Origin of the sequence: Comamonas sp. (assembly GCF_036643215.1) — a bacterium.
Classification (GTDB): Bacteria; Pseudomonadota; Gammaproteobacteria; order Burkholderiales; family Burkholderiaceae_C; genus Comamonas.
On record NZ_JAVXSJ010000003.1, the window covers coordinates 182,404 to 202,369 of the forward strand.

The 19,966-nt window shown below is 58.9% G+C and carries 18 protein-coding genes; 9 read left to right on the forward strand and 9 right to left on the reverse strand.

The genetic code is table 11. The annotated features are described in order from the left end of the window. Window positions 1–55 precede the first annotated feature (55 nt). From RSF91_RS03910 to RSF91_RS03920, 3 genes are all read right to left on the reverse strand, one after another. Entirely contained in the window at window positions 56–1,759 is a 1,704-nt protein-coding gene (locus RSF91_RS03910; RefSeq protein ID WP_332567183.1) for an NAD+ synthase, read from the reverse strand. A gap of 16 nt (window positions 1,760–1,775) precedes the next feature. After that, window positions 1,776–2,990 (reverse strand): nicotinate phosphoribosyltransferase, encoded by a 1,215-nt coding sequence (pncB, locus tag RSF91_RS03915; protein WP_332567184.1) that lies wholly within the window; start codon window positions 2,988–2,990, stop codon window positions 1,776–1,778. A 66-nt stretch (window positions 2,991–3,056) separates the two neighbouring features. Further along, window positions 3,057–3,905: a cysteine hydrolase gene (locus RSF91_RS03920; protein ID WP_332567185.1), complete on the reverse strand. Its 849-nt coding sequence runs from the start codon at window positions 3,903–3,905 to the stop codon at window positions 3,057–3,059. A gap of 123 nt (window positions 3,906–4,028) precedes the next feature. On the opposite strand from RSF91_RS03920, the gene RSF91_RS03925 reads away from it, so the two are divergent. Beyond that, window positions 4,029–4,712, forward strand: a complete 684-nt coding sequence (locus tag RSF91_RS03925) for an NUDIX hydrolase (RefSeq protein ID WP_332567186.1) — start codon at window positions 4,029–4,031, stop codon at window positions 4,710–4,712. 59 nt (window positions 4,713–4,771) lie between these two features. Here the strand turns inward: RSF91_RS03925 and metK are convergent, their stop codons facing one another. Further along, the gene (gene metK, locus RSF91_RS03930; protein ID WP_332567187.1) at window positions 4,772–5,959 is read right to left on the reverse strand and encodes a methionine adenosyltransferase; all 1,188 of its coding nucleotides are present in this window, start codon (window positions 5,957–5,959) and stop codon (window positions 4,772–4,774) included. Window positions 5,960–6,085: 126 nt separating this feature from the next. Here metK and RSF91_RS03935 point away from each other — a divergent pair, with 126 nt between their 5' ends. Both RSF91_RS03935 and RSF91_RS03940 read left to right on the forward strand, forming a co-directional pair. Next, a complete protein-coding gene (locus tag RSF91_RS03935; RefSeq protein WP_332567188.1) occupies window positions 6,086–6,958 on the forward strand; it encodes a lysophospholipid acyltransferase family protein in 873 nt (290 codons plus the stop codon). Then, window positions 6,955–7,836 (forward strand): lysophospholipid acyltransferase family protein, encoded by an 882-nt coding sequence (locus tag RSF91_RS03940; protein ID WP_332567189.1) that lies wholly within the window; start codon window positions 6,955–6,957, stop codon window positions 7,834–7,836. The genes RSF91_RS03935 and RSF91_RS03940 overlap by 4 nt, the downstream gene beginning before the upstream one ends. A 51-nt stretch (window positions 7,837–7,887) precedes the next feature. On the opposite strand, the gene RSF91_RS03945 is transcribed toward RSF91_RS03940, so the two are convergent. Next, window positions 7,888–8,802, reverse strand: coding sequence for an alpha/beta fold hydrolase (locus tag RSF91_RS03945; protein ID WP_332567190.1), 915 nt, complete (start codon window positions 8,800–8,802; stop codon window positions 7,888–7,890). Window positions 8,803–8,846: 44 nt separating this feature from the next. Further along, window positions 8,847–9,587 (reverse strand): ribosome biogenesis GTP-binding protein YihA/YsxC, encoded by a 741-nt coding sequence (gene yihA / locus RSF91_RS03950; RefSeq protein WP_332567191.1) that lies wholly within the window; start codon window positions 9,585–9,587, stop codon window positions 8,847–8,849. Between the two features lie 77 nt (window positions 9,588–9,664). Here yihA and RSF91_RS03955 point away from each other — a divergent pair, with 77 nt between their 5' ends. From RSF91_RS03955 to RSF91_RS03975, 5 genes are all read left to right on the forward strand, one after another. Then, entirely contained in the window at window positions 9,665–10,288 is a 624-nt protein-coding gene (locus RSF91_RS03955) for a c-type cytochrome (protein ID WP_198461886.1), read from the forward strand. A gap of 132 nt (window positions 10,289–10,420) precedes the next feature. Continuing rightward, a complete protein-coding gene (locus RSF91_RS03960) occupies window positions 10,421–12,604 on the forward strand; it encodes a cytochrome c biogenesis protein ResB (protein ID WP_442878797.1) in 2,184 nt (727 codons plus the stop codon). Beyond that, entirely contained in the window at window positions 12,601–13,935 is a 1,335-nt protein-coding gene (ccsB, locus tag RSF91_RS03965; RefSeq protein ID WP_332567192.1) for a c-type cytochrome biogenesis protein CcsB, read from the forward strand. The genes RSF91_RS03960 and ccsB overlap by 4 nt, the downstream gene beginning before the upstream one ends. A 195-nt stretch (window positions 13,936–14,130) precedes the next feature. Then, window positions 14,131–15,126, forward strand: a complete 996-nt coding sequence (gene msrP / locus RSF91_RS03970; RefSeq protein ID WP_332567193.1) for a protein-methionine-sulfoxide reductase catalytic subunit MsrP — start codon at window positions 14,131–14,133, stop codon at window positions 15,124–15,126. Continuing rightward, window positions 15,126–15,722 (forward strand): sulfite oxidase heme-binding subunit YedZ, encoded by a 597-nt coding sequence (locus tag RSF91_RS03975; protein WP_332567194.1) that lies wholly within the window; start codon window positions 15,126–15,128, stop codon window positions 15,720–15,722. The genes msrP and RSF91_RS03975 overlap by 1 nt, the downstream gene beginning before the upstream one ends. Here RSF91_RS03975 and RSF91_RS03980 read toward each other — a convergent pair whose 3' ends face one another. After that, on the reverse strand, window positions 15,723–16,550 hold the full coding sequence (locus RSF91_RS03980) for an MBL fold metallo-hydrolase (RefSeq protein WP_332567195.1): 828 nt from the start codon (window positions 16,548–16,550) through the stop codon (window positions 15,723–15,725). It abuts the gene before it with no gap. 73 nt (window positions 16,551–16,623) lie between these two features. Next, the gene (lptM, locus tag RSF91_RS03985; protein ID WP_332567196.1) at window positions 16,624–16,878 is read right to left on the reverse strand and encodes an LPS translocon maturation chaperone LptM; all 255 of its coding nucleotides are present in this window, start codon (window positions 16,876–16,878) and stop codon (window positions 16,624–16,626) included. Window positions 16,879–16,890: 12 nt separating this feature from the next. On the opposite strand from lptM, the gene cyaY reads away from it, so the two are divergent. Continuing rightward, entirely contained in the window at window positions 16,891–17,232 is a 342-nt protein-coding gene (gene cyaY / locus RSF91_RS03990) for an iron donor protein CyaY (protein ID WP_332567197.1), read from the forward strand. Between the two features lie 62 nt (window positions 17,233–17,294). On the opposite strand, the gene RSF91_RS03995 is transcribed toward cyaY, so the two are convergent. Then, window positions 17,295–19,631 carry a penicillin-binding protein 1A gene (locus tag RSF91_RS03995; protein ID WP_332567198.1) on the reverse strand — a complete coding sequence of 779 codons (2,337 nt, stop codon included), beginning with the start codon at window positions 19,629–19,631 and terminating at the stop codon, window positions 17,295–17,297. Window positions 19,632–19,966: the final 335 nt, after the last annotated feature.

The following is a 19,966-nucleotide window of genomic DNA, read 5'->3' on the forward strand; positions in this document are numbered from 1 at the left end:
AAGAGGCGCTTGCGCTTGTTTATCAAGCGCAAGCTGCTCACTTTTTGATTAAGGCTTACTCATAGTGTGCCGCAATTGGCATTTGCCGGCCGGTGCCAAAGGCGCGAGGGCGCACTCTCAGCATGGGCGGGGCCTGTCTGCGCTTGTACTCGCTGCGGAACACCAGTTTTTGCACGCGGGCAATGATTTCGGGCCCGCCGCTCTGAGTTCGCAGCTTTTCCACAAACGCGGCGGCATGGGCGTACTCTTTGCTGGACAGGTGCTGGCCCTCGATATGCCATTTGAGGATTTCATCCAGCACGGCATAAGGCGGCAGGCTGTCCTCGTCCTTCTGGCCGGGGGCCAGCTCGGCCGATGGCGGCTTGTCGATGATGATCTGCGGAATCAGCTCACGGCCCGCGTGGGTGTTGATGTGGCGCGACAGCTCGAAGACCTCGGTCTTGTAGAGATCGCCCAGCAAGCCCAGCCCGCCATTGGTGTCGCCATACAGCGTGCAGTAGCCCACCGACACTTCGGACTTGTTGCCCGTGGTTAGCAGCAGGTGGCCAAAGGCGTTGCTGAATTCCATCAGCGTGGTGCCGCGAGCGCGGGCCTGCAGGTTCTCCAGCGCCAAACCTTGAAGAGGTTCGCCAAAGCTGGCCTCGAACTGGCGCGCGTAGGTGGTGACCAGTTCCTTGATGGGGTGCTCGTACAGCTTGATGCCCAGATTGCGACACAGATCCACCGAGTCATCCACCGAGCCGGCTGACGAATAGCTGGACGGCATGGTGATGCCCACCACGTTATCCGCCCCCAGCGCATCAACGGCCAGAGCCAGTGTCAGCGCTGAATCAATACCGCCGGAGCTACCCACCACCACCTGCTTGAAGCCGCAGCGGCGCGCATAGTCGCGCAGGCCCAGCACGATTTGCTGGCGGTAGAACTCCATGGTGGACAGGCCTTGCGCGGGCACTGGGCCGAGCTTTTGGCCGATGGCGCTCTGAAAGTGCCCGTTGTCACCCAGTTCCAGCGTGTAGATGTCTTCTTCAAAGCGCTTTGCTTCAAACACCACACCGGCTTCGGGTTCGACGGCAAACGACGCGCCGTCAAACACGATCTGGTCCTGGCCGCCGATCTGGTTCACATAAAGGATGGACAGCTTGTGGCGCGCCGCTGCCTGCGTGAAGACTTCATGGCGCTGCTCGCGTTTGCCCAGGTGGCTGGGGCTAGCGTTGATGCTGATGACCATGTCCGGCGCAGCGTCGCCCATGCGCACAAAGGGGTTGGTGGCGTAGTCGGCGCCTTGGTCGTTCCAGCCGTCTTCACAGACCAGAAAGCCGACCTGGCAATTGCCTACGCGCAGCACTTTGGCCGTATCTGCGCCGGGCTCGAAGTGGCGGCGCTCGTCAAAGATGTTGTAGGTGGGCAGTAGTTGCTTGTCGTACTGCAGGCGAATTTTCCCGTCTTTTAAAACCAGCAGGCTGTTGTGCAGCGGCTTGCCAGGGCCGCTGTGGCGGGTGGGCGCGCCCACCACCCAGTGCAGGTCGGGGAACTGGCGTGTGGCAGACAGCAGGTCTTGCAGGCCAGCGTCAAGCCGCTGCAAAAAGCTGGGCTCATCGAGCATGTCGCCGGGGTAGTAACCGGACAGCGATAGCTCGGAAAACACCACCAAGTCAGCCTTGTCGGCACTTGCCTTGGCTGCGGCTTCGCTCATGCGGCGGATATTGCCCTGAATGTCGCCCACCATGTAGTTGAGCTGGGCGAGGGTGACTTTCAACATGGCTCTCTCCTCTAGGTCAGACGGTTTCAGGCCTTTTGGCCGCGGATTCGGCAATGCTGAACACCTGGCGCAGATAGGCTAGATAGGTTTCGTCGTTGCACAGCGTCTTGCCGGGCGAGTCTGAAATCTTGGCGACGGGCTGGCCGTTGGCATGGGTCAGCTTCATCACGATGTTGATGGTAGTCAGGCCCATATCGTTGGTCAGGCGGGTGCCGACACCGAAGCCGCACTGAATGCGATCGGCAAAGCGGTGGTACAGGGCCAGCGCGGTGTCCAGATCCAGTCCGTCCGAGAAGACAAGGCGCTTGCTTTGCGGTGGAATGCGCAGCTTTTCATAGTGGGCAATGGCTTTTTCGCCCCACTCAAACGGGTCGCCAGAGTCGTGGCGCAGGCCGTCGAACAGCTTGGCAAAGTACATGTCGAAGTCGGCCAGAAAGGCATCCATACCTACGGTGTCGGTCAGTGCGATACCCAGATCGCCCCGGTACTCTTGAACCCAGTCTTCCAGTGCTGCCACCTGAAAATCACGCAGCCGCACGCCCAATGCCTGATAGGTCTGCAGATATTCGTGGGCCATGGTGCCGATGGGCACAAGGTTCAGGTCACGCGCCAGCAGCACATTGGATGTGCCTTTGAACCACTGCGAAGTCTCGCCGGCAAAGGCCTGAACCACCTCGCGCTGCCAGGGGCCGGAGTAGCGGCGGCGTACGCCGAAGTCAAACAGCTCAAAGGGGTTGCGCAGCTTGGCCTCCACGGCCAAGTGCTTGAGCCTCTCTAGCTTCTGGCTCAGGCGCTGGCGGCCTTCAACGATGGCGGCTTCGGCATCAAAACGGCGGAAATACAGCTCGTTGACGATGGCCAGCACGTAAATCTCGAAGCCCATGACGTGGACTTGCGGGCCGCGCGCCTCGATGTGCAGCGTGTCACCCTCAGCCCATGCCTTGATGAAGGCGCGCTGGAACTGGAAGATGCGCAAAAAATCGATGAAATCGCTCTTGATAAAGCGCAGGCTGTCGAGATAGTCCAGATCGTCCTTGCCAAAGCGCAGGCTGCACAGCGCGTCCAGCTCACGGTTCACTTCAGGCAGCAAGGTGGCCAGCGGAAAGGCGGTGGGCGTGCGGCAGACAAATTCGTACACGGCCTCGGTCTGAGGGTGGCGGTGCAGCATGGCCTGCCACATGGTGAATTTGTAGAGGTCGGTGTCCAGCAGATTGGTGATGATCGGGCTCATACCGTTTTCTTTTCAAAAATGTGAGCTGCTAGCGCTTGTCTTGTATGCGCTAGAGGCCTGTTTGTCTCATAAATTAAAGCTGGCGCTGGTTTCGCAGCGTACACCGATTGCATGCATTCGCTGCAGGAAGGCGGTGTGCGCCGCCTCGAAGCCACCTACCGGGCTCATGCAGTCCGTCAGCAGCACGATGCGCGAGAAATCGTCGCTGCCCCAGTTGTCCACAATGTGCTCCGTCGTGGCGCGCACGCAGTGGCTGCTGGCCTCACCGGCAATCACTAACTGGTGGCTGGCGCGAAGCTGAGCCAGCAGGGCCGTGTTCAGGCCGGTTTCGGAGTCTTGCGCATCGGGAACCTCGGCGCGGATGGCGCTGTAGTGCTCGGTCCACGGGTTCATGCCCTTGAAGACATGGCGCACGGCGCGGTGTTGCAAGTCTTGCCACTGGCGGCAAGCCGTCAGCACGCTGGCATGCACGCCATGGCCCCAGCTGCCAATCTCGCAGTGCAGCGGCCAGACCATCAGCGTGTAGCTGCCCTGTGCCTCTAGTTGATCCAGGTATTGCAGCGTGCGCGCCTGCTCTGCCGCATTGCGCGGGGCAAAGTCGCCAGCACGCACCTGCGCAGCTGTAATCTGGGTGAAGGGAGTGACCGCACTGCCGTCCCGCTGTTGCCAGAAGGCGGGGTGGGCAATGTCGTAGCTCTGGTGCGAATCGAGGGTGATGGTGATCTGGTCCAGCTTTTCACCTTGGGCTGCAACCCAGCGGGCGAGGCGCTGCATATCCGCATGTGCACCTGCCACGGGCAGGCTGGGTGCTATCACTTGCTCAGTCACCGGCGAGCGAGGCTGCCAGTTCGCAGGCAGGTCGCAGAAGTCATTTTGCGGGTCGATGATGAGTAACTGGGTCTCTGTGTAGCGCATGGTCTTCACCTTCTGAGCGATGTGCAATGTCTGCAGTCTAAATTACTTAAAATAAAATTGCAACTAAGTAATTTTGGATGATTGTGAAATAATCACGCAGAAGAAAATGGAGTTGGTAAAAAAATGAATCAAACCACCGAGCGCAGAGAAGCCGTGCAGGTCAGCGTCGATGTGGTGCTGCTCACGCTGGTCGAGCAGCAGCTGCATGCCGTGCTGCTGCGCCGCGCCGCTGCGCCATTTGCGGGCGTGTGGGCCTTGCCCGGCGGCTTTATCCACACCGCAGAAGATGCAGACACCAAGGCCAGCGCGGCCCGGGTGCTCCAGACCAAGGTGGGTATTGAAGGTGCGTATCTGGAGCAACTCGCCACTTTCAGCGGCCCGGCGCGTGATCCGCGTGGCTGGTCGGTGGCCGTGGCGTATTGCGCCTTGCTGCCTGCGCAGAGCCTGCCGCCGCAGCGAGATGATTTGTGTGTGGTGCCCGTGTCGGCCCTGCCGCAGTTGCCCTTTGACCATCGCGCCATTCTGGATGCGGCGCTGGCGCGGGTACGCAGCAAAAGCCTTTATTCCTCGCTGCCCGTGCATTTGTGTTGCGAGACGTTCACGCTGCCGCAACTGCAGCAGGTCTATGAAAACGTGCTGGGTGAGCCTTTGAATAAGGTCAGTTTCAGACGCAAGATGGATGAGATGGACTGGCTGGAAGCAGTGCCCGGCGCCATGCAGGGCGGCGGCGCGCATCGCCCGGCGCAGTTGTATCGCGCTAAACCGGGCTTTAGCCAGACGCTGGCACTGAGCGCCAGGGGACTTTGAGAGGTTGAAATAAAAAAAGGCCACCGAAATATCGGTGGCCTTTTGTATGGATGGCTTGATTACTTCAGGCCAGCAGCTGCACGCAGTTCGGCAGCCTTGTCCGTACGTTCCCAGGTGAACTCAGGCTCTTCGCGGCCGAAGTGGCCGTAGGCAGCGGTCTTGCTGTAGATGGGGCGCAGCAGGTCCAGCATCTGGATGATGCCCTTGGGGCGCAGGTCAAAGTGCGCAGCTACCAGCTTGGCGATTTCCGCATCGGGAATCACGCCTGTGCCTTCGGTGTACACGGTGATGTTCATGGGGCGAGCCACGCCAATGGCGTAGGCCACCTGAACCTGGCACTGGCGCGCCAGACCGGCGGCGACCACGTTCTTGGCCACATAGCGGGCAGCGTAAGCAGCCGAGCGGTCCACCTTGGTTGGGTCTTTGCCGGAGAAGGCGCCGCCGCCGTGGGGGCAGGCACCGCCGTAGGTATCCACAATGATCTTGCGACCGGTCAGGCCGCAATCGCCCTGAGGACCGCCCACGACGAAACGGCCGGTGGGGTTGATCAGGTACTTGGTGTCCAGCAGCCATTCGGATGGCAGCACGGGCTTGATGATCTCTTCAATGATGGCTTCGGTGAACGAGGCCTTCATCTTGGTCGATGTTTCCGACTGATCGGGGCTGTGCTGGGTGGACAGCACCACTGTATCGATGCTGTGGGGCTTGCCATCCACATAGCGCAGAGTCACCTGGCTCTTGGCGTCAGGGCGAAGGAAGGGCAGACGGCCATCCTTGCGCAGCTGGGCCTGGCGTTCCATCAGGCGGTGTGCGTAATAGATGGGCGCGGGCATCAGCTCGGGCGTTTCGTCGCAGGCGTAGCCAAACATCAGGCCCTGGTCGCCAGCGCCGGTGTTCAGCTCGTCATCGCTCGCCTTGTCCACGCCTTGGGCGATGTCCTGGCTTTGCTTGTCGTAAGCGACGAGAACCGAGCAGCCCTTGTAGTCAATACCGTATTCGGTATTGTCATAGCCAATGCGCTTGATGGTGTCGCGGGCGACCTGGATGTAGTCCACATTCGCGCCAGTGGTGATTTCACCTGCCAATACCACCAGACCGGTGTTGGTCAGTGTCTCGGCCGCCACGCGGCTGTGCGGGTCTTGGGTGAAAATAGCGTCCAGAATCGCATCAGAGATCTGGTCCGCGACCTTGTCGGGGTGACCTTCAGAAACCGATTCCGAGGTAAACAGAAAATCGCTGTTCGCCATTGATATAACTCCTTGTAGCTTGGGCAATTGCGTTGCCTGAGCTTCGAAGTCTGGCGAACGCTTTAGCAGTTTTGTTTTAACGTCGCCCTGCAAGTTGCTCTTTAACTCAGCGACCTATCTATTCTAATGCCTTCCCTGTTTCGACTCTTTGCAGCGCTGCCTTTGTGGCTATTGCACATGCTAGGTGCAGCCATGGGCTGGTTGATTTTGCTTCTTTCGCCGACCTACAGACGCCGTTTTTCGGCCAATGCGGCGCAGGCGGGCTACCGCTTTGGGCAGGTACGCGCTGCGGTCGGCCATGCCGGGCGCATGGTGTTTGAGATGCCGCGCATCTGGCTGGGGAAGGAGTTGCCGCCTTGCAACATCGTCAACGGGGAATGTGTCGAAAAGGCCTATGCGCAAGGCAAGGGCCTCGTTTTTTTAACGCCGCATCTGGGCTGCTTTGAGATGTCGGTACAGGCTGCAGCGCAGCGCTGGTCGGCTGAGCACGGCAACATTACCGTGCTCTATCGCCCGGCGCGCCAGAGTTGGCTGGCTGAAATTCTGGAAACCGCGCGCAATCGCCCGGGTGTGCAGGCCGTGCCCACCACGCTGTCTGGTGTGCGGCAAATGATCAAGGCCTTGCGCAAGGGTGAGGCCGTGGGCTTGCTGCCCGACCAGGTACCGCCGGATGGACAAGGCACATGGGCACCATTTTTCGGCCGTGATGCATACACGATGACGCTGGCGGCCAGGCTGGTGCTGCAAACCGGTGCGGCCGTGGTGCTTGCCCGTTGCGAACGTTTGAGCTGGGGCAGGGGTTACACCCTGTATTTTGAAGAGTGGCCCATGACGGATGCCACCACGCTGGAGGCTTGCGTGCTGCAAATCAATCTGGCTATGGAAAAAACCATTCGCCAGTGCCCTGAGCAATATTTGTGGGGCTATGGCCGCTACAAGCAGCCGCGTGTGGAGCGCAGCGAAGCCGCAGTTGTTGTGAAGCCTGGAGAAAACGCATGAGCGGCAGCAAGATCGCCATTGGCTTCATGCATGTGCTGGCCAAGCTGCCGCTGCCCATGCTGCGCGGTTTGGGTAAATTCATTGGCCGCGTGCTGTTTGTGGTGGCAGGCCAGCGCCGCCGTATTGCGCTGCGCAATTTGGAACTCTGCTTCCCCGATGTGCCCGAAGCACAGCGCAAAGCATGGGCGAAAGAGTCTTTTGAAGTCTTTTGCCAGACGTTTCTCGATAGAAGCTGGCTGTGGTTCGGCTCTGAAGAATTGGTGCGCAGCCGCGTAAAGCTGGTGGGCGCTACGCATGAGCTGGAAGGCGATTCCCCCACCATCGTTTTTGCGCCGCACTTCTACAGCATGGATGCCGGTGGGCTGGCGTTGCCGCTCAATACCGAGCGCGAGTTCACATCCATCTTCGCGACCAACCCTGATCCTGATCTGGATGCTTGGTTTATGGCCGGTCGCCAGCGCTTTGGCAACGTGAAGATGCTGAACCGTGCCGATGGTGTCAAACCCATCATCTCCTGCGTGCGCAAGGGTGGGCTCTTGTATCTGCTGCCTGATATGGACTATGGCAAGAACGACTCGGTCTTTGTGCCGTTCTTCGCGGTAGAGAACACGGCCACGATTCCCTCGCTCTCGCGCTTTGCACGGCTGGGCAAAGCCAAGGTAGTGGCGCTGTACAACCGCATGACGCCTGAAGGCTATGTGGCTGAGCTGACGCCCGCCTGGGAAAACTTCCCTACCGATGATCATGTGGCCGATACGGCACGCATGAACCGTGAGCTGGAGGCAGCCATCATGACCATGGTTCCGCAGTACTACTGGGTGCACAAACGTTTCAAGACGCGCCCGGATGGCGAGCCATCGCTGTACACCAAAGAATAATACTCAAAATGGCCTCTAGCCGTTGATGAGTATGCGCAAGCAGCTTCTGTTTCAGGAGCTGTTTTGCTTTAAGAATTCTGTTAATGCGCGCCGCACGGCTTCGGGTTGCTCATGCGTTACCCAGTGGCTGCAACCCTTTAAATGCTCCACCGTCAACTGCGGCACCCATTGCTCCAGCCCATTGAGCAAGGCTGGTTGCAGGGCGATATCGCTATCGCCCCAGAGAATGCGCACTGGCACGGGGATATGCAGCATTTCATCGGGCAGGCTCAGGCCGCGAATGTCCTGTAAATCCTCGGTGCTGCTGTCGGGCTGGGGTGGCACCAGCGGGCTGGCTGCGTAAAACATGCAGGCCCCATGCACGCCCAGGTCCCAATGCTCTCGGTATTGCTGCTTTAGCTCGGGCGTCAGCCATGCCGGTTGGCTGCCATCGGGATTCTGAAAAAAGCCCAGCATGCGCTGCCAGCGGTTTTCGGCCAGCAGGGCGGGGGCATCTGGTCTGCGCAGAAAGTGCATGTACTGGCTGGCGGCCTGTTGCACAGGATTTGTCTGCAGTTCGCGTAAGAAGCTGCCGGGATGCGGGGAATTGAGAATCAACAGCCGCTGCAGCTGCTTTGGGTAGCGGTTAGCCAGGCCCCAGGCCACGGCTCCGCCCCAGTCATGCGCAATCACGCAGGCGGCGCGGTTCTCAGTGCTTTCAAGCGCGATCAAGGCGGCCAGGTCATCAACCAGATGCTTGGCGCGGTAGTCGCTGATGGCGCTGGGCTGGCTGGAGCGGCCATAGCCGCGCAGGTTGGGCGCTACGCAGCGGTAGCTGGCGCCAAAGTGCTCCAGCAGCTCATCCCAGATAAAAGCCCCTTCGGGAAAGCCGTGCAGAAACAGCAGAAGGGGCTGGTCGGGCTGGCCGCTGGTGCGGCACTCAAGCGTGATGCCTGTCGCCAGTGGGTGCATGCAAGTCGTGACCATGAAGCTCTCCTGTTTGTAGCTTCTGGCGCTTGCCAAATAAGCGCCTAGGGCTGATTTTGCGCAGGGGCGTTGTTTGCAGGCGTCGCTTCGGCGACGGGAGCTGCCTGAGGCAATCCCTCGGGGTGGCACCAATGCCACAGCAACTGAGCCACGTCGTCCACACCCTGCTTTTTGAGGGCAGAGAACAAACGCACTTCGCCACCACCCGCATTGAGCTTGGTGATGGAGAGAATCTTGGCCTGCTCGGCGCGGGTCAGCTTGTCGGCCTTGGTCAGCACGATCAGGAACTTCAGGCCGGCTTCCACACGGGGACGAATGGCTTCGAGCAGGGCTTCGTCCAGCTCGGTCAGGCCCAGTCGTGGATCGCACAGCAGCACCACGGCCGTGAGGCTTTCGCGCTCCATCAAGTAGTTGAGCATCACGCGCTGCCAGCGCTGCTTGTCTTCGCGGGACACAGCGGCGTAGCCGTAGCCGGGCAAGTCGGCCAGTATCGCGTCTGTCACACCTTGCCTACCGAGGGCAAACAGGTTGATGTGCTGGGTGCGGCCGGGCTTCTTGGAGGCAAAGGCCAGCTGCTTTTGCTGAGTCAGCGTGTTGATGGCTGTGGACTTGCCGGCGTTGGATCGGCCCACAAAGGCGATCTCGGGCACATTGATCGGAGGCAGCTGATTGAGCTGGGCTGCGGTGGTAAAGAAGCGCGCAGTGTGCATCCAGCCCATCGCAAGCTTGCTGTCGATCAAAGAATGTGTATTTCCGGCTGTGGTATCCGGGGAAGCATGGGTCATGACGGTAACTATTTCAGGGAGGCCCATTGTAGAATTTGGAGGATTCGCACTCTCAACAATAGACCCAGCCCCTTGATATGAAGTTGCTTGCCTCTTTGCTGACTGCTGTTATTTTCGCAGCACCTGCCTTTCCTGCATTTTCTGCGGGAGAAACACCTGTTAAAGCAGATGCTGCCAAAGGGCAAGCCAGTTATGGGGCGGTTTGCGCCTCCTGCCATGCTGCTGATGGCAATTCAACCATTCCCCTGCAGCCCAAGCTGGCAGGGCAACACCCAGAGTATCTGGTCAAACAACTGCGCGAGTTTAAAGACGGCAAGCGCAATGATCCAGTAATGAAGGGCTTTGCCTCGTCGCTGAGCGATGGTGATATGAAGAATATCTCCGCCTGGCTGCACACACAGGCCCCCAAGAATGGGTTCTCCAAGGACAAGGATTCGATTGCCTTGGGTGAACGCATTTACCGCGGTGGTATTCAGGAGCGCCAAGTTGCGGCCTGCGCTGGCTGCCACAGCCCTAACGGTGCAGGCATTCCGGCCCAGTACCCTCGTCTGTCGGGTCAGCATGCTGATTACACCGTCAAAACACTGATCGCTTTCCGCGATGGTCAACGCACCAATAGCATTCCCATGGTTCAGGTTGCTGCAAAGCTTAATGATCGCGAAATCAAGGCCGTGGCAGACTATATAGCTGGCTTGCGTTAAAAATCCTTTTCACCAGATGCTGAGGTGACTCCGGGAACTTTCAGGCATTTTTCATCCCCCAAGTCAGGCGGGCCCATCGGCTAGTTCAGCAGATGGCCCCGCCTTTTTGCGTCCGGATACTTCAAATCGTTCATGTCAGACCTTCCACTTTCCGATCGTGACTCCTCCCGCTCACCGGCCGTGCGCGCGGCCACGGAGTTGCTCGGCTCCATGCGTTTTGCGATTTCACTGCTGACGGTGATCTGCATTGCATCGGTCATTGGTACGGTGCTCAAGCAGCATGAGCCATTGGTCAACTACGTCAACCAGTTTGGCCCCTTCTGGGCGCAACTGTTTCTGGCGCTCAAGCTCAATGCGGTTTACAGCGCCTGGTGGTTCTTGCTGATTCTGGCGTTTCTGGTGATCAGCACCTCGCTGTGCGTGAGTCGCCATGCACCCAAGTATTTGGCCGATATCCGCAATTACAAGGAAAACATTCGCGAGCAAAGCCTGAAAGCCTTTGGTCACCGTGCCGAAGCTGATGTGCCCGGCAGCACCGAAGAAGCGGCCAAGCGCATTGGCCAGCAACTGGTGAAGGGTGGCTGGAAGGTCAAGATGCAGCAGCGCGATACGGCAGCAGGCCCCGGCACGGGCTGGATGCTGGCTGCCAAAGCGGGTTCTGCCAACAAGTTGGGTTATATCGCTGCCCACTCCGCCATTGTGTTGATCTGTATTGGCGGCCTGTTTGACGGTGACCTGGTGGTGCGCGCCCAGATGCTACTGGGTGGCAAAACGCCATACACCGGTGGCGGCATGATTTCGGATGTAGCGCCACAGCACCGCCTGTCCATCAAGAACCCGACGTTCCGCGGCAACCTCATGGTGTCTGAAGGAACGCAGTCGGGTACTGCTATCTTGAATCAATCAGATGGCATCTTGCTGCAAGAGCTGCCATTTTCGGTGGAACTCAAGAAATTCATCGTGGAGTACTACTCCACCGGCATGCCCAAGTTGTTTGCCAGCGAAGTCGTGATTCATGACCGCGAAACCGGCGAAAAGCTGGAAAAGCGTATCGAGGTGAATCATCCGGCCAGCTACAAAGGCATTGAAATCTACCAAAGCAGCTTTGATGACGGCGGCTCCACCGTCAAGCTGCACGCTGTGCCTATGGACGGCATTTCGCAGCCCTTCGATGTGGAAGGCGTGATCGGCAATTCCACCGAATTCGTGCGCAAGCTGGCCGATGGCTCGCAAGACAAGGTCACGCTGGAATACACAGCGCTGCGCACCATCAACGTCGAAAACTTTGGCGGACAGAACAAGGGCGGCGCGGCGGGCACTGATGTGCGCAAGGTTGACCTGAAGCAGGCCATTGATGACCGTCTGGGCGCTGCCCACAAGACAACGGATAAGAAAGACTTGCGCAATATTGGCCCCAGCGTGGGCTACAAGTTGCGCGATGCCTCGGGTCAGGCGCGTGAGTTCCAGAACTACATGCTGCCGGTGGATACGGGCGAAGGTCAGCCCGTCTTTCTGCTGGGCGTGCGCGAGAACCCCGCCGAAGAGCTGCGCTATCTGCGTGTACCTGCCGACCCAGAGGGCACGATGGACACCTTCCTGAATCTGCGCCAGGCCATGCAGAACAAGGAGCTGGCTGAAAAGGCCGCACGCGCCTATGTGCAAAAGGCCGTGGATGTGTCCCGACCTGAACTGGCCGAGCCGCTGACCCAGTCCGCTCTCAAGGCGCTGGAGCTGTTTGCCGGTCAGGACAGCAAGATCAAGGGTCCCGAGGGCAAGCCTCTGGGCGGTCTGCAAGCCATTTCCAATTTCATGGACAGCAATGTCCCCGAAGCTGAGCGCGAGCGCGCCGGCGAGGTGCTGGTGCGCATTCTGAACGGCGTGCTTTTCGAGCTGGCCCAGCAGGTGCGTCAGCAGGCCGGGCACAAGCCCTTTGATAATGATGAAAAGACGCAGGCCTTCATGACCCAGTCCGTCTTCTCGCTCAGCGATGCCCAGTTCTACCCTGCGCCCGTGATCTTCATGATGAAGGACTTCACGCAGGTGCAGGCCAGCGTATTCCAGGTGGCACGCGCCCCTGGCAAGAATATTGTTTACCTGGGCTGCCTCTTCCTGATCATTGGCGTATTTGCCATGCTGTATGTGCGTGACCGCCGTATCTGGATCTGGCTGACCCCATCGAATGGCGCAAGTCATGCCAATATGGCCTTGTCCACCAATCGCAAGACCATGGATGGCGACCGCGAATTCACCATGCTGGCCGATAAGCTGATCGGGGCCACACCCGTACAAAAGAAGACTCCCGGAGGTTCTGTATGAACACCGCAACCACGACACTGACACTGAACGAAGGCTACCTCGCCCGCCGCAACTGGTTTGACTGGTTGTTTGCGGTCGTGGTGGTCGTGGGGCTGGGCTATGCGCTGCAGCGTTATGCCGCCTATATGGATGTGTATGAGAAGGGCATCTTGCTTGCCACCATACCCGCCATGATCTGGCTGGGCTGGTTCTGGCGACCGCTGGCCGTGCTGATGCTGACCGTGGCGGGCTTCTCGCTCATGGCTGTCGGCCTGTATCAGGGGGCAGAAGGCGGCGAGCTGGCGCGATCTGAAACGGTCTTTGGCCTGAAATACTTCTTGTCCAGCCAGTCTGCCATTCTGTGGATGAGCATGGTTTTCTTCATCAGCACCATCTTTTACTGGGTGGGCGTGTTTGCCAAGAGCGAGCAATCCGTCATGTCGCTGCTGGGCTCGCGCCTGGCGTGGCTGGCGGTGGTTCTGGCGCTGGTCGGCACCATGGTGCGCTGGTACGAGAGCTATCTGCTGGGTGCGGACATTGGCCACATCCCTGTTAGCAATCTCTACGAAGTGTTCGTGATGTTCTGCTGGATGACGGCGCTGTTCTATCTGTACTACGAGCAGCATTACGATACCCGCGCTCTGGGCGGCTTTGTGATGCTGGTCGTCAGCGCGGCCGTGGGTTTTCTGCTCTGGTACACGCTGGTGCGCCAAGCCCATGAGATTCAGCCGCTGGTGCCTGCGCTCAAGAGCTGGTGGATGAAGCTGCATGTGCCTGCCAACTTCATTGGTTACGGCACGTTTGCGCTGTCGGCCATGGTGGCGTTTGCCTACCTCATCAAGCAGCAGGCGACCGAGACCAAGTGGTACAAGCTGGCTCCGCTGTGGCTGCTGGGCGTGGTGCTGTGCTTCGAGCCCATTGTCTTCCGCAAGGGTGCGACCGAAAACGGCGGCAGCTACTGGATGGTGTACTTCGGTATCTCCGCGCTGATCGTGGCTGGCATCTTGCTGGCCCGCAAGCGCATTGCCGCGCGTCTGCCTTCGTTCGAAATTCTGGACGACGTGATGTACAAGGCCATTGCCGTGGGCTTTGCCTTCTTCACCATCGCCACGGTGCTGGGCGCCCTTTGGGCGGCTGAAGCATGGGGCGGCTACTGGAGCTGGGACCCCAAGGAAACCTGGGCGCTGATCGTCTGGCTCAACTACGCCGCATGGCTGCACATGCGTCTGATGAAGGGCCTGCGCGGTACCGTGTCCTCCTGGTGGGCGCTGGCCGGTCTGGCTGTCACCACCTTTGCCTTCCTGGGGGTGAACATGTTCCTGTCCGGCCTGCATAGCTACGGCGAGCTGTAAGTCTCGAACCAGGCGCTCCCAAAAAAGGAGCTGCTTGCACCTGAATTTGCTGAGTTTCAATATATTTTGTTATTGAAACCTATGGATAACAGGCGTAAGCAGCTCCTTTTTTTATAGAGATGCAGGCGTGGAACTTTGCCGACTGGCGCTGCTCTGAAGTCATAGGTACTCTGTTGTGAGTACCTGGAGCGCAACATGCTGATACGCAATAACAACCATGGTTTTGTCCATTCGCTGAGCAGCGAAATCACGTCGCAGACGCAATATCTGCAGCGACGAGCCTTTATGCAGACATTGGCCACGGGGGCAGCAGGCGCTGCACTGGCCAGCTGGGCCGGGCGCGATGCATTGGCAGCAGAGGCTGAGCGCGCTCACCTTCCCGCTCTGAAAGGCCTGCCCAGCAAGGTCTCAGGTGCAATGACGGTGGAAGCCGCCACGGCCTACAAAGACGCCACGGGCTACAACAACTATTACGAGTTCGGTCTGGATAAAGGCGAGCCGGCCCGCAATGCCGGCACGCTGAAGACACGGCCATGGACGGTACGCATCGAAGGTCTGGTGCAAAAGCCGCAGACGCTGGATATCGACAGCCTGCTCAAGCTCAGCGCGCAGGAAGAGCGCATTTACCGCCTGCGCTGCGTAGAGGGCTGGTCCATGGTCATCCCGTGGGTGGGCTACTCGCTGTCTGAATTGCTCAAAAATGTGCAGCCACTTTCCAGCGCCAAGTATGTGGAATTTGTCACCCTGGCCGACAAGGCGCAGATGCCCGGCCTTAGAAGCGGTGTGCTGGACTGGCCCTATACCGAAGGGTTGAGGCTGGATGAAGCCATGCACCCGCTGACGCTGCTGGCCTTTGGCATGTATGGCGAGGTACTGCCCAACCAGAACGGCGCGCCGGTGCGGCTGGTTGTGCCTTGGAAATACGGCTTTAAAAGCGCCAAGTCACTGGTGGCGATTCGCCTGACGGACAAAGAACCCGGCACGGCCTGGAACAAGGCCGCGCGCAATGAGTACGGCTTTTACTCCAACGTGAACCCCGAGGTGGATCACCCCCGCTGGAGCCAGGCCACCGAGCGCCGTATTGGCGAAGGCGGTTTGTTTGCTAAAAAGCGCAAAACGCTGATGTTCAACGGCTACGGTGATCAGGTCGCGCAGCTGTACGCAGGCATGGATTTGAAGAAGTTCTACTGATGCAGGCCTGGTTGCTCAAGCCATGGGCCAAGCCGCTGGTCTTTACGCTGTGCCTGCTGCCCTTCGCATGGCTTTTCTATGCGGCCTTTACCGATGGGCTGGGGGCCAACCCTGCGGAGGCTTTGCTTCGCCAGACTGGTGACTGGACTTTGCGTTTTCTCTGCATCGTGCTGGCGGTGACACCGTTGCGTCAGCTCACAGGCTGGAATCTGCTGGTGCGTTACCGGCGCATGCTGGGCCTGTACGTGTTCTTCTACGCCTGCCTGCACCTGCTTTGCTACGCATGGTTCGACATGGGGCTGGACTGGGGCGATATCGTGGCCGATATTCCCAAGCGCCCGTTTATTCTGGTGGGCTTCACCACCTGGCTGGTGCTGCTGGTGCTGGCCGTCACCTCGCCCAAGTTTGTACTCAAGGCGCTGGGCGGCAAGCGCTGGCAGTGGCTGCACCGTGCGGTCTACGCCACGGTGCCGCTGGCACTGCTGCATTTCTTCTGGATGCGCGCTGGCAAGAACAACTTTGCCGAGGTGGCTGTTTATGCAGTCATTCTCAGTACTTTGCTTGCCTGGCGTGTGGTGCGTGCTATCAAAAAATGATTAACCTGCCACGGCGCGCAGCGGTGGGCGAACCTGGCGCGAGACGGGGTCAATCTCTGCGCTTGGCAACTGGTAGGCGCGTTGATCGAACAAGTCAATACCGCACTGCAAACCTTCAAGCCAGTTGAACAGATCGCCAATCGCCTGCTTGCCCATGATGGGCGCGCCGTGCTGGGGCACGATCATTTCGATGGGTAGCTGGCGTGCCATCTGCACCCACAGCCGCAAAATCTTGTTGGAGACCATGTAGCGGCGGTGAAAGCCTTCCATGCGCGCAATATGGGGTACGAGGTCGGTCACAGGCTTTTGCGCCTCGGCGCCGGTGGTCAGAGAAACGCCCAAGTCGCCCGTAAACAGAATCTTGCTGATGGGGTCGTAGAAGTGGAAGTTGCCTTCTGCATGCAAAAAGTGTGCAGGCAGCAGTACCAGCTCGGTATTGCCCAGCGGCAGGCGGCCACCTGAATCTGGCACGCCGATGACGCGGTTCTCCGTCTTGCCCACTTTGGTGAAGTGCGGCGCAAAACGCTCCCAGATGCGCGAGATGACAAGCTGGGCACGGGTGCTGGTCATCCAGCGATCAAGCGAGGCGATGATGTCCGGGTCCGCATGCGACGCGACCACATAGGCCAGCTTTTGCGGCGGAAAGTGGCGGGACATGCCCATGAACAACTCGTTGAAGGCCAGGTTGCCACCGGGGTCGATGATGGCACCTGTGCCGTTGTCCACGATCAGGAACTGATTGGCCTGAATGGCTTGACCGTCCTCTTCGATGAGGTCGGTGAACATCAGGCAGGCATGGGTTTTGTCGCGGTAAAGCTCTATGGGCATGGCAGGTTGTCAAAGGACAAGATGCCTCACTCTAGAGTTGAACCCCGAACAGAGTGTTGATGTTTATCAAGCCTCAGGGCTTGGCATCTGTCTCGGCGGAGTTCTCTGAATCGGTCAGCGGTGAAGGCTTCACCACAGGCGCTGCTGTGACGGGTGTTTTAGGAGATGAAATACCCAGTGCTTCCGGCAAGGTGGCGCGGCCTTGAGCGGCTGGATCGGTCGGTAAAAAGAGCGGGCCTTTTTGTCCACAGGCGGAAAGTGAAGCGATGGACGCCGCACAAGCTGCAAGGGCAATGCTCCTGACTAAAATTTGGGTGGCTTTCAACATGGGCAAATTGTAATGACTGACCTTGAATATCTGGACCGCGCTGACCAACTACTGATGGCCGTGGAGCAATGCTGTGACCGCATCAACGATGAAACCGATGCTGACCTTGATGCACAGCGCGTGGGAGGCCTGGTGACACTGGTTTTCGAGAACCGTAGCCAGATTGTGATCAACCAGCAAAAGCCCTTGCACGAAATCTGGCTGGCAGCCAAGGCGGGCGGCTTTCACTACCGCTTTGATGAAGAGAAGAAGGCCTGGATGGACACCAAGGGCGCAGGCGAGTTTTTTGCCAACCTGACGCAATATGCAAGCGAGCAGTCGGGTATGCCGCTGGAGTTCAAAGCGCTGGGCTGATATATCTCAGGCGCTGAATGAAAAAAGCCTGCCTCGATGAGAGGCAGGCTTTTTTTGCGAGCTTAATTCCGGAACAGATCCAGGATTCGGCTGCGCTCTTCAGAAGCGGGAGCAGGTGTGGCACCCGGTCCTGCGTTATCGCCGTTGGAAGGCACAGCTGCCTCCATACCCAGGCTGGAGATGCCGCCGCTGCGGGCATTTTCTTCGTAGTACCAGTCGCCGCCCATATTCACAACGCCGGGAGGTACTTGAACCTCCGCCACGGGAACACCCTTGAGTGCGTGCTGCATGAAGCTGATCCAGATAGGCAGGCTCAGGCCGCCACCGGTTTCACGGGAGCCCAGGTTGCGGGGCGTGTCGTAACCAATCCATGAGACGGCCGAGATGCTGGGCTGATAGCCGGCAAACCAGGCATCCACAGAATCGTTCGTCGTACCAGTCTTGCCGTACAGATCGGGGCGCTTGAGTGTGGCCTGCGCCTTGGCGGCGGTACCCACACGCGCCACATCGTTGAGCAAGGTGCCGGTGATGAAGGCATTGCGCTCAGGAATGGCCTGGGGCAGGCTGCTGAGGGGTGGGGGCGTGAACTCGGACAGGATTCGGCCCTTGTGGTCTGTGACGCGAGCAATCAGCCAAGGGTTGAGGCGGTGGCCGCCATTGGCGAAGACCGAGTAGGCTCCTGCCATTTGCAGCGGCGTGACGGAGCCTGCGCCCAGAGCCATGGTCAGGTAGGCGGGCTGCTTGGAGGCTTCAAAGCCAAAGCGTGTCGCCCATTCCTGGCCGGTCTTGGGGCCGATTGCCTGCAGCAGGCGAATGGAGATCATGTTCTTGGACTTGTTCAAGCCCGTGCGCATGGTCATGGGGCCGGCATAAGTGCCGTCGTAGTTCTTGGGCTCCCAAGGCTGACCGCCGGTAGTGGCTGCGCTGAAGAAGATCGGCGCGTCATTGATCATGGTCGCGGGCGAGAAGCCATGCTCCAGCGCTGCCGAGTAGATGAAGGGCTTGAAGCTGGATCCGGGCTGGCGCCAAGCCTGAGTCACGTGGTTGAACTTGTTCTTTTCAAAGTCAAAGCCGCCCACCAGAGCGCGGATTGCGCCGGATTGGGTGGACACGGCGACAAACGCGCCTTCCACTTCAGGCAGCTGGGTGATTTCCCATGCGCCCTTGGCATTTTTGACAGCGCGGATCACCGCACCAGGACGGATCTTGATGTTCGGAGGCGCCTTGGCGCTAAGGCCGGACTCGGCTGGTTTGAGGTTGTCGCCGGTAATGTCAAAGTGTGTGCCGTCAGCGCGTGCAGCCACGATTTTGCGTGGCGAGGCCTCCAGCACCACGGCGGCAACCACATCGCCGTTGTCGGGGTGGTTGGCTAGCACATCGTCAATCGCTTCTTCCAGCTCCTGCGGGTTGCTGGGCAGGGTGATGAATTTTTCAGGGCCGCGGTACTTCTGGCGGCGCTCGTAGTTCATGATGCCTTCGCGCAGAGCCTTGTATGCGGCTTCTTGCTCGCCTGCATTCAGGGTGGTGTAGACGTTCAGACCGCGTGTGTACGCATCGTTGCCGTATTGGGCAAAGATCAGCTGACGCGCCATTTCCGCCACGTATTCAGCATGAACGCGGGTGGAGTTGGAGTTGGTTCGCAGCTTGAGTGGCTCTTCCTTGGCCTGCTTGGCTTGCTCGGCGGTGATGAAGCCGTTTTCTTCCATGCGCTCAATGATGTAGAGCTGGCGAATGCGGGCACGCTTGGGGTTGCTGATAGGGTTGTAGGCAGACGGAGCCTTGGGCAGGCCCGCCAGCATGGCGGCTTCAGCAACGGTGATGTCTTTCAGGGGGTGACCGAAGTACGCTTCACTGGCCGCAGCAAAGCCATAGGCACGGTTGCCCAGAAAGATCTGGTTCATGTAGATCTCAAGTATCTGCTCCTTGGTGAGCAGGTGCTCTAACTTGAAGGTCAGCAGAATTTCGTAGATCTTGCGGGTGTATGTCTTCTCGGAGGTCAGGTACACGTTGCGCGCCACCTGCATGGTGATTGTGGATGCGCCTTGGCTCTTGACCTTGCCCAGATTGGCGAGTGCGGCACGCAGCATGCCCTTGTAGTCCACGCCACCATGCTCAAAGAAGCGCGTGTCCTCAATGGCCAGCACCGCATTGGTCATGACCTTGGGAATTTCCTGAATGGGCGTCAGCGTGCGGCGCTCTTCACCAAACTCGCCTAGCAACGCGCCTTCGCTGGAGTACACCCGCAGCGGTAGCTTGGGGCGGTAATCCGCCAGCTCGGAGACGTCTGGAAGGTTGGGGTAGGCCATGGCCAGCGCCACAGCGACAGCCAGCAAGACGGCCAGAGCGCCCGCAACTGCAAGGCCCATGAGCCAGAAGATGGAGCGCAGCAACCAGTGCATGCGTTTTTTAGGAGTTTTGGAGCCAGGCGCTGGAGCCTGATTAGCAGAATGTTCTGATGGCGGCATTTCGCAGTATGAGCAAGGGGTGGGGCATTATAGAAATCCCCTTCAGAAAAGCATCTTTGTGACGATGTGGATGTCACACGTTGGCTGAATCCTAAAGCACAGGGTAAGCACTGTTGCATGAGTGGATGCTGCGCTACGTCTGTTTGATGTTACACAAGCTTGTCTTTTTTTGTCCACAAAATGGGTGGCATGTGGCTACAGCAAAGCGTTGGTTGCTATAGCTTGCTGCTAGGATTCCCATGTATTGCTGGCTTTTGTTTCCATTCTTA

Excerpts from the sequence above, each read along its gene's own strand:
- RSF91_RS03910 (WP_332567183.1), bottom strand. The coding sequence starts at position 1,759 with ATGTTGAAAGTCACCCTCGCCCAGCTCAACTACATGGTGGGCGACATT.
- pncB (WP_332567184.1), bottom strand. The coding sequence starts at position 2,990 with ATGAGCCCGATCATCACCAATCTGCTGGACACCGACCTCTACAAATTC.
- RSF91_RS03920 (WP_332567185.1), bottom strand. The coding sequence starts at position 3,905 with ATGCGCTACACAGAGACCCAGTTACTCATCATCGACCCGCAAAATGAC.
- RSF91_RS03925 (WP_332567186.1), top strand. The coding sequence starts at position 4,029 with ATGAATCAAACCACCGAGCGCAGAGAAGCCGTGCAGGTCAGCGTCGAT.
- metK (WP_332567187.1), bottom strand. The coding sequence starts at position 5,959 with ATGGCGAACAGCGATTTTCTGTTTACCTCGGAATCGGTTTCTGAAGGT.
- RSF91_RS03935 (WP_332567188.1), top strand. The coding sequence starts at position 6,086 with ATGCCTTCCCTGTTTCGACTCTTTGCAGCGCTGCCTTTGTGGCTATTG.
- RSF91_RS03940 (WP_332567189.1), top strand. The coding sequence starts at position 6,955 with ATGAGCGGCAGCAAGATCGCCATTGGCTTCATGCATGTGCTGGCCAAG.
- RSF91_RS03945 (WP_332567190.1), bottom strand. The coding sequence starts at position 8,802 with ATGGTCACGACTTGCATGCACCCACTGGCGACAGGCATCACGCTTGAG.
- yihA (WP_332567191.1), bottom strand. The coding sequence starts at position 9,587 with ATGACCCATGCTTCCCCGGATACCACAGCCGGAAATACACATTCTTTG.
- RSF91_RS03955 (WP_198461886.1), top strand. The coding sequence starts at position 9,665 with ATGAAGTTGCTTGCCTCTTTGCTGACTGCTGTTATTTTCGCAGCACCT.
- RSF91_RS03960 (WP_442878797.1), top strand. The coding sequence starts at position 10,421 with ATGTCAGACCTTCCACTTTCCGATCGTGACTCCTCCCGCTCACCGGCC.
- ccsB (WP_332567192.1), top strand. The coding sequence starts at position 12,601 with ATGAACACCGCAACCACGACACTGACACTGAACGAAGGCTACCTCGCC.
- msrP (WP_332567193.1), top strand. The coding sequence starts at position 14,131 with ATGCTGATACGCAATAACAACCATGGTTTTGTCCATTCGCTGAGCAGC.
- RSF91_RS03975 (WP_332567194.1), top strand. The coding sequence starts at position 15,126 with ATGCAGGCCTGGTTGCTCAAGCCATGGGCCAAGCCGCTGGTCTTTACG.
- RSF91_RS03980 (WP_332567195.1), bottom strand. The coding sequence starts at position 16,550 with ATGCCCATAGAGCTTTACCGCGACAAAACCCATGCCTGCCTGATGTTC.
- lptM (WP_332567196.1), bottom strand. The coding sequence starts at position 16,878 with ATGTTGAAAGCCACCCAAATTTTAGTCAGGAGCATTGCCCTTGCAGCT.
- cyaY (WP_332567197.1), top strand. The coding sequence starts at position 16,891 with ATGACTGACCTTGAATATCTGGACCGCGCTGACCAACTACTGATGGCC.
- RSF91_RS03995 (WP_332567198.1), bottom strand. The coding sequence starts at position 19,631 with ATGCACTGGTTGCTGCGCTCCATCTTCTGGCTCATGGGCCTTGCAGTT.